This is a genomic window from Ciceribacter sp. L1K23 (assembly GCF_018122705.1).
Taxonomy (GTDB): domain Bacteria; phylum Pseudomonadota; class Alphaproteobacteria; order Rhizobiales; family Rhizobiaceae; genus Allorhizobium.
Window position 1 is genome coordinate 2,694,004 of the sequence record NZ_JAGRRC010000001.1, and the last position, 8,642, is coordinate 2,702,645.

Annotated in this window: 7 protein-coding genes; 2 read left to right on the forward strand and 5 right to left on the reverse strand. The window is 64.5% G+C overall.

What is annotated here, in order from left to right; genetic code table 11:
- Positions 1-637: 637 nt before the first annotated feature.
- Positions 638-2,992, forward strand: a complete 2,355-nt coding sequence (locus J5J10_RS12985; protein WP_211930201.1) for a calcium-binding protein — start codon at positions 638-640, stop codon at positions 2,990-2,992.
- A gap of 64 nt (positions 2,993-3,056) precedes the next feature.
- On the opposite strand, the gene J5J10_RS12990 is transcribed toward J5J10_RS12985, so the two are convergent.
- From J5J10_RS12990 to J5J10_RS13005, 4 genes are all read right to left on the reverse strand, one after another.
- On the reverse strand, positions 3,057-4,076 hold the full coding sequence (locus J5J10_RS12990) for an LLM class flavin-dependent oxidoreductase (protein WP_211930202.1): 1,020 nt from the start codon (positions 4,074-4,076) through the stop codon (positions 3,057-3,059).
- Between the two features lie 107 nt (positions 4,077-4,183).
- A complete protein-coding gene (locus J5J10_RS12995) occupies positions 4,184-5,320 on the reverse strand; it encodes an AI-2E family transporter (protein ID WP_211930203.1) in 1,137 nt (378 codons plus the stop codon).
- 96 nt (positions 5,321-5,416) lie between these two features.
- Positions 5,417-5,890: a DUF892 family protein gene (locus J5J10_RS13000; protein WP_208554509.1), complete on the reverse strand. Its 474-nt coding sequence runs from the start codon at positions 5,888-5,890 to the stop codon at positions 5,417-5,419.
- A gap of 97 nt (positions 5,891-5,987) precedes the next feature.
- Positions 5,988-6,536 (reverse strand): dihydrofolate reductase family protein, encoded by a 549-nt coding sequence (locus J5J10_RS13005; protein WP_211930204.1) that lies wholly within the window; start codon positions 6,534-6,536, stop codon positions 5,988-5,990.
- A gap of 46 nt (positions 6,537-6,582) precedes the next feature.
- On the opposite strand from J5J10_RS13005, the gene J5J10_RS13010 reads away from it, so the two are divergent.
- Complete coding sequence (locus tag J5J10_RS13010) at positions 6,583-7,131, forward strand: TetR/AcrR family transcriptional regulator (protein ID WP_211930205.1); 549 nt, start codon at positions 6,583-6,585, stop codon at positions 7,129-7,131.
- Positions 7,132-7,175: 44 nt separating this feature from the next.
- On the opposite strand, the gene J5J10_RS13015 is transcribed toward J5J10_RS13010, so the two are convergent.
- Positions 7,176-8,642 (reverse strand): autotransporter domain-containing protein (locus J5J10_RS13015; protein ID WP_211930206.1); only part of this gene is annotated, 1,467 nt, incomplete at its 5' end.

Below are 8,642 nucleotides of genomic sequence, written 5' to 3' on the forward strand. Positions count from 1 at the left end.
CTCTCGCGGGTTTGGTGTGGCTTTATATGTCACTAATACATGCGAAGCTGGAGCAGGGCTGGCGAAAGGCCAGCCCGGCGCGCCAATACCCCTTTTTCGTCTGCCCCGGACTGTAGCGCACATCGACGACGGGCGGCTTTGACACACCCGTCTTTCGTCCGGGAGCGTCGCTTTGCCGGACAAGTCACAATTGTCCCCAAAAGTGGCCGATGCCGCATTTTGAGGTGCGCGCGTGGCATCCCGCTGCCAGCCGTCGGGCGCTTCGCGTGGATGAGGCCCCGTTGGCAGGAGAGGCCAGCATCCTGATTTTCAAGTATTCTTGGGAATTATTGACGTTGTGCTGTCTATATTTGGGAGTGAAGCTGAATTTTTGTCTTTTCTAAAACAACCATCGCATTGTTATGCTTCATAAGTAGATTAAGACGTAATTCCCGACGCAATCATTGCTTTGGATAAAATGTCGGATTTCGATTCCAGCTATTTTTACTTTTTGTGTCCTAGTAATGGCCCCGATCGCTCAAGGACATGCATGATGCATGGTCAGGACGCCGGCGCGGCCTGATATCCGTGGCAGCAGCTTTTTCGAATGCCCGTCGATCATGCCCAGGAACAGGACGTCAGAAAAGGGAGATCCTGCATGTCGATCGGAGCCACAGCCGCGGCGGAGACACGAGTCAATTCCACCACCACCGGTGAACAATACGGTGCCACCGTCACGGCGCTTTCGGGCGGCGGCTGGGTGGTGACCTGGACGTCCGATGGGCAGGACGGGTCCGACACCGGCATCTACCAGCAGCGCTACACCGCCGCGGGCGTGGCCACTGGCGGGGAAGTGCTTGTCAATTCGACCACGACCGGCGCCCAGAGCAGCGCCACCGTCACCGCGCTGACCGATGGCGGCTGGGTGACCTCCTGGGTTTCCGATGGTCAGGACGGCGATGGCAGCGGCATCTTTCAACAGCGCTACAATTCCTCCGGCGTCGCCGTGGACAGCGAAGAGCAGGTCAACACCGAGACAGCAGGCACGCAGGCCGCACCCGCGATCGCGGCGCTTGCCGATGGCGGCTGGGTCGTCACCTGGCACACCTATGACCAGGACGGCGACGGCTACGGCATCTTCCAGCAGGCCTACAATGCCGACGGCAGTCTCCAGGGCGCCGAAGTCCAGGTCAACACGACCTCGGCCGGTTGGCAGATGAACCCGGTCGTCACGGCGCTCGAGGATGGTGGCTGGGTCGTGGCCTGGAGCACCAACCAGGACGGGATCGACTACGACGTCTACCAGCAGCGCTTCAATGCGGACGGCACCGAATACGGCTCCGAGACGCGCGTCAACACCACCCTGTCGAGCGCCCAGACGGTCCGGGCGGTGACGGGGCTTGCCGACGGCGGCTGGGTCGTCACCTGGAGCTCCGACACCCAGGACGGCGACGACTACGGCATCTATCAGCAGCGTTACGCGGCCAATGGCTCCCTCGTCGGCTCCGAGACCCGGATCAACACCACCACCGCGAACGGCCAGATCGATCCCTCCGTCGCGGGGCTTGCCGATGGCGGCTGGGTGGTGACCTGGACCTCCTGGGAGCAGGACGGCTCGGGCCAGGGCATCTATATGCAGCGCTACGGCGCCAACGGCGTGGCGATCGGCACGGAAACGCTGGTCAACGTGACGACGGCGGACGAACAGTTCAAAAGCTGGGTCACGGCGCTGCCGAACGGCAGCTGGATTGTCACCTGGAGCTCGGCGGGCCAGGACGGCGACGGCTCCGGCGTCTACCAGCGCTATTACGCCGCGGACATCAAGGGAACGAGCGCCGCCAACACCCTGACGGGAACGGCCTTCGCCGAGACCATCTACGGCTATGCCGGCGACGATACGCTGAACGGTGGGGCTGGCGCCGACCTCATGATCGGCGGCACCGGAAACGACAAATACTATGTCGACAACACGAATGACGTCGTCACCGAAGCCGCCAGCCAGGGCACCGATACGGTCAGCGCGTCTGTCAGTTTCACGCTCGGCGCCAATATCGAGAAGCTCGTCCTGACGGGCACCTCCAAACTATCGGGCACGGGCAATTCGCTCAACAATACCCTGACGGGCAATAGCGCCAATAACTACCTGCGCGGCATGGCCGGCAACGACGTGCTGGATGGCAAGGCCGGCGCCGACACGATGTGGGGCGGAACGGGCAACGACACCTATTATGTCGATAACGGGAGCGATACGGTGGCCGAAGCCTCGGGCGAAGGCACCGACACCGTGCGGGCAAGTCGCAGCTATAGGCTGACCGCCAATGTCGAGAACCTGGTGCTGACGGGCACCGACGATATCGACGGCACCGGCAACGTCCTCAACAACGTCATAACCGGCAACAGCGGCGACAACACGCTGGACGGCGGCGGTACCGGCAATGACACGCTGTCGGGCGGCGCGGGCAATGACCACCTGCTCGGAGGCTTCGGCAACGACACCCTGCTGGGCGGAACCGGCAATGACAGACTGTCGGGTGAGAACGGTGCCGACACGTTGAAAGGCGGCAGCGGGAACGATTGGCTCTTCGGCGACATACTCAGCATCTATGCCGGCAGTAACGATAAGCTCTATGGCGACGCGGGCAACGATCGGCTCTACGGCTACCATGGTGCCGACGCGCTCCACGGAGGGACCGGGCAGGATGTCTTCGTCTATTCCTCTACCGCTGACTCGACGGTTGACGCCAAAGGCCGCGACACGATCTACGACTTCAAGCACTCCGAAGGCGACTTGATCGATCTGGAGAGAATTGATGCCAATACAAAGGCATATGAAAACCAGACATTCTCCTTCATCGGCGAGAAGTCCTTTTCCGGCAGGGCGGGCGAGCTTCGCTACGTCCACAAGAGCGGCGACACATTCGTCTATGCTGATGACGACGGCGACAAGAAGGCCGACTTCTCGATCAAGCTCGAAGGCACGATCGACCTAGTGAAGGGCGATTTCGTCCTGTGATATTGAGAAGGGCCGGAGGCGTTCCCGCGTCCGGCCCTTTCCAGCTAACCCGCCGTCTCAGCCCTCAGCGCCAGCCGAGCGCCGGTGCCACGTGTTTCAGGATCGCCTCGATCACATGGGCGTTGTAGGCGACGCCGAGCTGGTTCGGGACGGTCAAGAGCAGCGTGTCGGCCTCCGCGATCGCCTCGTCGCCGCGCAGCTCCTCGATCAGCCGGTCGGGTTCTGCGGCATAAGAGCGGCCGAAGATGGCGCGGGTGTTCTCGTCGATATAGCCGATCGAATCCTGGTCCTTGGACTGGCTGAAATAGGCGCGGTCCATGTCGTTGACGATCGCGAAGATCGAGCGGCTGACGGAGACGCGGGGCGCCCGCATGTGCCCGGCTTCCGCCCAGGCCTCGCGATAGGCGCGGATCTGCTTCGCCTGCTGCACGTGGAAGGGCTCGCCCGTCTCGTCGTCCTTCAGAGTCGAGGATTGCAGGTTCATGCCCATCTTGGCCGCCCAGCGGGCCGTGGCGTCCGAGCCGGAACCCCACCAGATACGCTCGCGCAACCCGTCCGAATGCGGTTCGAGGCGCAGCGGGCCGGGCGGGTTCGGAAACATCGGCCGCGGGTTCGGCCGGGCGAAACCTTCGCCCTTCAGGACGTCGAGGAACACCTCGGCATGGCGCCTGCCCATGTCTGCATCGCTCTGGCCTTCCTCCGGCGCGTAGCCGAAGTAGCGCCAGCCGTCGATCACCTGCTCCGGCGAGCCGCGCGAGAGCCCGAGCTGCAGCCGCCCCTTCGAGATCAGGTCCGCCGCACCCGCGTCTTCGGCCATGTAGAGCGGGTTTTCGTAGCGCATGTCGATCACAGCCGTGCCGATTTCGATGGTCGAGGTCTTTGCACCGACCGCCGACAGCAGCGGGAAGGGCGAGGCGAGCTGGCGGGCGAAATGATGCACCCGGAAATACGCCCCGTCCGCCCCCAGCTCCTCGGCCGCGACCGCAAGGTCGATCGACTGCAGCAGAGCATCGCCCGCCGAACGCGTGCCCGACTGCGGCGAGGGCGACCAGTGGCCGAAGGAGAGAAAGCCTATCTTTTTCATGGGATATCACCGCGACAAGGTTTCAGGGCGTGCCGTTGCGGCACTTCGTAGCCGCGATATAGGCAATCGCGGTCCGCCCCACAACGCGCCCGCGATGAACGCAGTGTCTATGGCGTCCCGCGTGCTTCCTGCCGCTCCTCCGGGCTCGGCGCCGGTTGCTGGGCGGCGAGGAAGTTGCCGAAGGCGGCGAGGCTGTCGAAGTGGTCGCAGATCACCTTGATGACGACGAGGATCGGCACGGCCAGCAGCGCGCCGATGAAGCCCCAGATCCACGACCAGAACGAGATGGAGATGAACACCGCGACGGTGTTGAGCTCCAGTCTTCGGCCGAGCAGCAGCGGCGTGACGAACTGGCCCTCGATGACATTGCAACAGAGCACGAAGGCAGGACCGGCGAGGCCGACGAGCAGGCTGTCATAGGTGGCGAAAGAGATCATCGCGACGAGCACGATGTTGATCAGCGCGCCCACATAGGGAAGGTAGTTGAGGAGTGCGGCCGCCACGCCCCAGACGAACGCGTTCGGTATCCCGATCAGCCAGAGGCCGAGGCCGACCACGACGCCGAGCCCGATATTGATCAGCGTGATGGTGAAGAGATAGCGGGAAACCACCTGTTCGACGGTATAGGCGGCGCGCAGCACGCGTTTCTTGTCGCTGAGCCGCGGCACGCTTTGGACGATCTTCTCGTAGAACAGTGGTCCCGAGGCGAGCAGGAAAAGCGACAGCACGAAGGTGATGGCGAGCGTCGTGACGATCGAGAGTGCGGTGCCGGCGGCGATCGACAGGATGCCGGGCTGTGCCACCACCACCTTCTGCACGCCCCGTTCGCTGATCGCCTCCGTCGCCTTGTCGATCTCCTGGGTGGCCTGCACCGCCTGCTCGACCGTGGCTTGCAGCGTGTGGATCTTGACCTTCAGCCGCTCGGTGATCCGGGGCGCATCGGCGAGAAGCTCCGACACCGGCCCGCTGACGAGATAGCCCATGACCGTGATGGAGGCGGTGATCGAAATCACAAGTACCGTGGCCGAAAGCGCCGGCGGAATGGCGTATTTCCCGAGAAAGCGGACGATGGGGGTCAACGTCAGCGAAATCAGGAAGGACAGCACGATGGGAGTGAGAAATTCCCGCCCGAGGTAAAGTCCGTAGACGATCAGAAGCAGGAGAATGAAGCCGATGTATTTCTGCAGCCGCGATGTGCCCTGCGGCGCGGGCGTTTCGGTGGCCGGTGCGGGCTCGGATGTCATTCGCTGGGCTCCCTCCGGGCCCGGACCGTGACCGACCGCCCACCCCGACGGCATGGGGCCGGCGGGGTGGGAGCGGCGACGCCGGACGTGCTCCGGCTACTTCTTGTTGATGTCGTTGACGGCGAGCGATGTCAGCTTGGAGTTCGCCGCCTTCTCCTGGTCGAGGATTTCGGACAGCAGGACATGCGCCTCCTCGTTGCCGAGCACCTTTGCCCATTCGCGCAGCGAACCGTAGCGGGCGATCTCGTAGTGCTCGACAGCCTGGGCTGCCGCCAGCAGGCCGGCGTTGAGCGCGACACCTTCGGCCTCCTCGGCGATGCCTTCGGTTTCCTTGATCAGCCCCTCTGTGGCGTCGCACTTGGCGCCCTCGGGCTTCACGTTGATCGTGGCGAAGACCTTTTCCAGAATCTTGACCTGGTCCTTGGTCTCCTTCAGATGCCCCTCGATCGCATCCTTGAGCTTCTTGTCCTTCGCCGCGCTCGCCACCTTCGGCATGGCCTTGGTCAGCGCGTTTTCGGCCCAGTACACATCCTTCAGCGTATGTTCGAACAGTTCGGAAAGCGTCTTCATCGTAACTCCCTCGGTTTGAGTGCTGCACAAACGATCCGACAGTCGTTTTGTTCCTGCCTTGCAACCGGAAAGCGTAGATTGACGCCCCGCCCGCCCGTCATCCGGACCCTTCCGACGCCGGGGCGAAGCTGTAGTGCAACCGCACGCAGCCCCGGTCGAGCGCCTTGGCGCTCAAGAGCGTCGGGCTGGCGCGAAAGCCGGTCAGCGGAAAGAGCGGGCGCCCGCCGCCCAGCATTTCCGGGATCACGTAGATCTCGAGCTCGTCCAGGGCCCCGCGCTCGAGAAAGGCCATCTGCAAGGCCCCACCGCCCAGCATCCAGACATCGCCGTCATCGAGCCCGCGAAGCTCGCCGATCAGCGCATCGACATCGCTTCGGGTTTCAAGCGGACCCTTCGGGTCGTCGATCGGCCGCGAGGTAACGACGATGCAGCGCTGCGCGCCATAGGGCCAGGGGGAGGGGTCGCGGGCCAGGAAATCATAGGTGCCGCGCCCCATCACCACGGTGCGGATGCGCTGGATGAACAGGCGATAGTCGTGCTCGCCGAGATCCATGCCGTCATATTGGAACAGCCAGTCGAGAGTGTCGTCCTCAGCGGCGATTAATCCGTCCAAACTGGCGGCGATATATCCGAGAATGCGGGCCATCATGGCGCTCCCTTGATTCATAAACGAATGTACGTTTATATATTTCATGGCCAGACACAAGACGATATCCGACGAGACGCTGCTCGACCTGCTGCTGGAAACGATCATGGAAACAGGCCCCGCCGGGCTCACCTTCTCCCGCGCCGCCAAAGCGGGCGGGCTCGCCCCCGCCACGCTGGTGCAGCGCTACGGTGACCGCGAGGCGCTGGTGGAGGCGATCCTGCTGCGCGCCTGGGACCGGCTGGATGAAGAGACCGAGCGGGCGGATGTCGAGGAGGCCGAGACCCGCCAGGGTGCCGTCGACCTGCTGCTGCGCCTGATGCCGCCCGAACAGGCCGAGCGCGACACCACCGACGGCCTGCTATTGCTGCGCGAGGATATCCGCAATCCGAAACTGCGCGCCCGCGGCGCCGCCTGGGGCCACCGCCTCGCCGAAGCCCTCGGCCGCCGGCTGTCAGCGGATCCGCAGGAGGGCCGACGCCTCGGCTGGCAGATGGCAAGCCTCTGGCAGGGCGCCTACACCTGGTGGGCGTTCACCCGCGAGGAACCCGCCGACCGCGCGATCCGCCGGGTGCTGGAAGATTGGATCGGCTAGGACTTGCCGATTGTCGCCGCCCGCAACACCGACCGCACCCGCCCTCAGAATGCGATCCTGACCTTTGCGGTTGCGGTGTGCTCGCGGGCGGTGTCGCCGAAGCGGCCGTTGTAGCCGATGCCGAGGGTGGCGGCGGGCGAGAGCGCGAAGTCGAGACCGGCCTCGATCACCAGCGCATCGCTGTCGATCGGCGTATTGGCGATGGTGAAGCTGTCGCCGGTGGCGAACCGGGCGGTGGAGGTGGTGGCGGTATCGCCGAAGGCATGCTGCCAGCCGATCATGCCGCGCGCCACGGTCGTGGCCCCGCCGAGATCGAAGCCGCTCGCGGCCCTGACGCCAAGCGTGGTGAAGGTCACGTCGTCGCTCTGGCCCGATACGGTGAGCGCCGCGGTGCCGCCGGTCTCGGTGAAGCCGTCGGTGCGGATGCGCGAATGCGAGAGGTTGACGAAGGGTTCGAGTTCCACCCCGCCCGCCGCCATGCGGTAGCCGAGTTCGCCGAAGAGATTGAGCGTGCCGGCATCGTAGTTGGCCTCCAGTTTTTGCCCGAGCATGGTGACGTTGCGCACCGTGTCGATGCCGGAGAACGTATAGCTCACGCCCGAGCGGACGGAGAGGGGGCCGAAGTCGCGGCTACCATAGAGGCCGAGATGATAATTGTCGCTCGACGCCGTCTCCGTCTCCGTGCCGACCGAGGCGCTGGAATAGCCGCCATAGAGGCCGACCAGCCAGTCGCCGGCCATGCCGTCGAGACCGATCAGCGTGCCGCCGGAGTGGATGTCGCTGCCGGCGGTGCCGCCGGAGCCGTCGATGCTGCCGCGCGCGCCGAAGCCGCTGGCCCAGAAGCCGAAGCGGCCGGCATCGAACCCTGTCCCGCCGTCGAAGGCTGAGAAGCGCTCGGCCGCCGCATTGGTCTCCTCCGGCCCGTAAGCCGTCGCCGCGCCCGCCGACTGCTCGACCGAACCGCCGGAGAGGCCGCGCATGCGGGTGTTGAGCATGCCGTTGATCGCCTGCGTGCCGGTCGTCAGCAGCGGCGTGGTCGAGGAATGCACCTCGCCGGAGAGCTGGCGGAAGGTCTTGCGGGCATTCTCGGCATTCATCAGGAGAAGGCTGTTGTAGAGGGAAAGCGACGGACCGGATTGCTCCAGGCTGTCGAGCGCCCGGGCGACCGCCTGTTCGTTGCCGGTCTGCGCGACGGTGACGAAGGTGCCGCCATCGCCGTCCCCGTCGCCATCGCCATCCCCGTCGCCGTCTCCATCCCCATCACCATCACCATCACCATCACCGTCCCCGTCACCGTCTCCGTCACCGTCTCCGTCACCATCTCCATCCCCGTCTCCATCATCGTCATCCGGATCGACGACGACGGTCAGCAGCACGTCATTGCCGGAGATCGCGGAGGAGACGTCGAGAAAGGCGGAATCGCCGAGCAGGTCGGCGAAGTCGCCGGTAATGCCGCCGGCGGCGCTGAGCACGGTATAGGTCTGGCTCTCCTGGTAGCTGGTGGCGGCATC

Bases quoted from the DNA above. Each gene is read 5' to 3' on its own strand.
- J5J10_RS12990 (WP_211930202.1), bottom strand. From the start codon at position 4,076: ATGAAAAAGATAGGCTTTCTCTCCTTCGGCCACTGGTCGCCCTCGCCG.
- J5J10_RS12995 (WP_211930203.1), bottom strand. From the start codon at position 5,320: ATGACATCCGAGCCCGCACCGGCCACCGAAACGCCCGCGCCGCAGGGC.
- J5J10_RS13010 (WP_211930205.1), top strand. From the start codon at position 6,583: ATGGCCAGACACAAGACGATATCCGACGAGACGCTGCTCGACCTGCTG.
- J5J10_RS13000 (WP_208554509.1), bottom strand. From the start codon at position 5,890: ATGAAGACGCTTTCCGAACTGTTCGAACATACGCTGAAGGATGTGTAC.
- J5J10_RS12985 (WP_211930201.1), top strand. From the start codon at position 638: ATGTCGATCGGAGCCACAGCCGCGGCGGAGACACGAGTCAATTCCACC.
- J5J10_RS13005 (WP_211930204.1), bottom strand. From the start codon at position 6,536: ATGGCCCGCATTCTCGGATATATCGCCGCCAGTTTGGACGGATTAATC.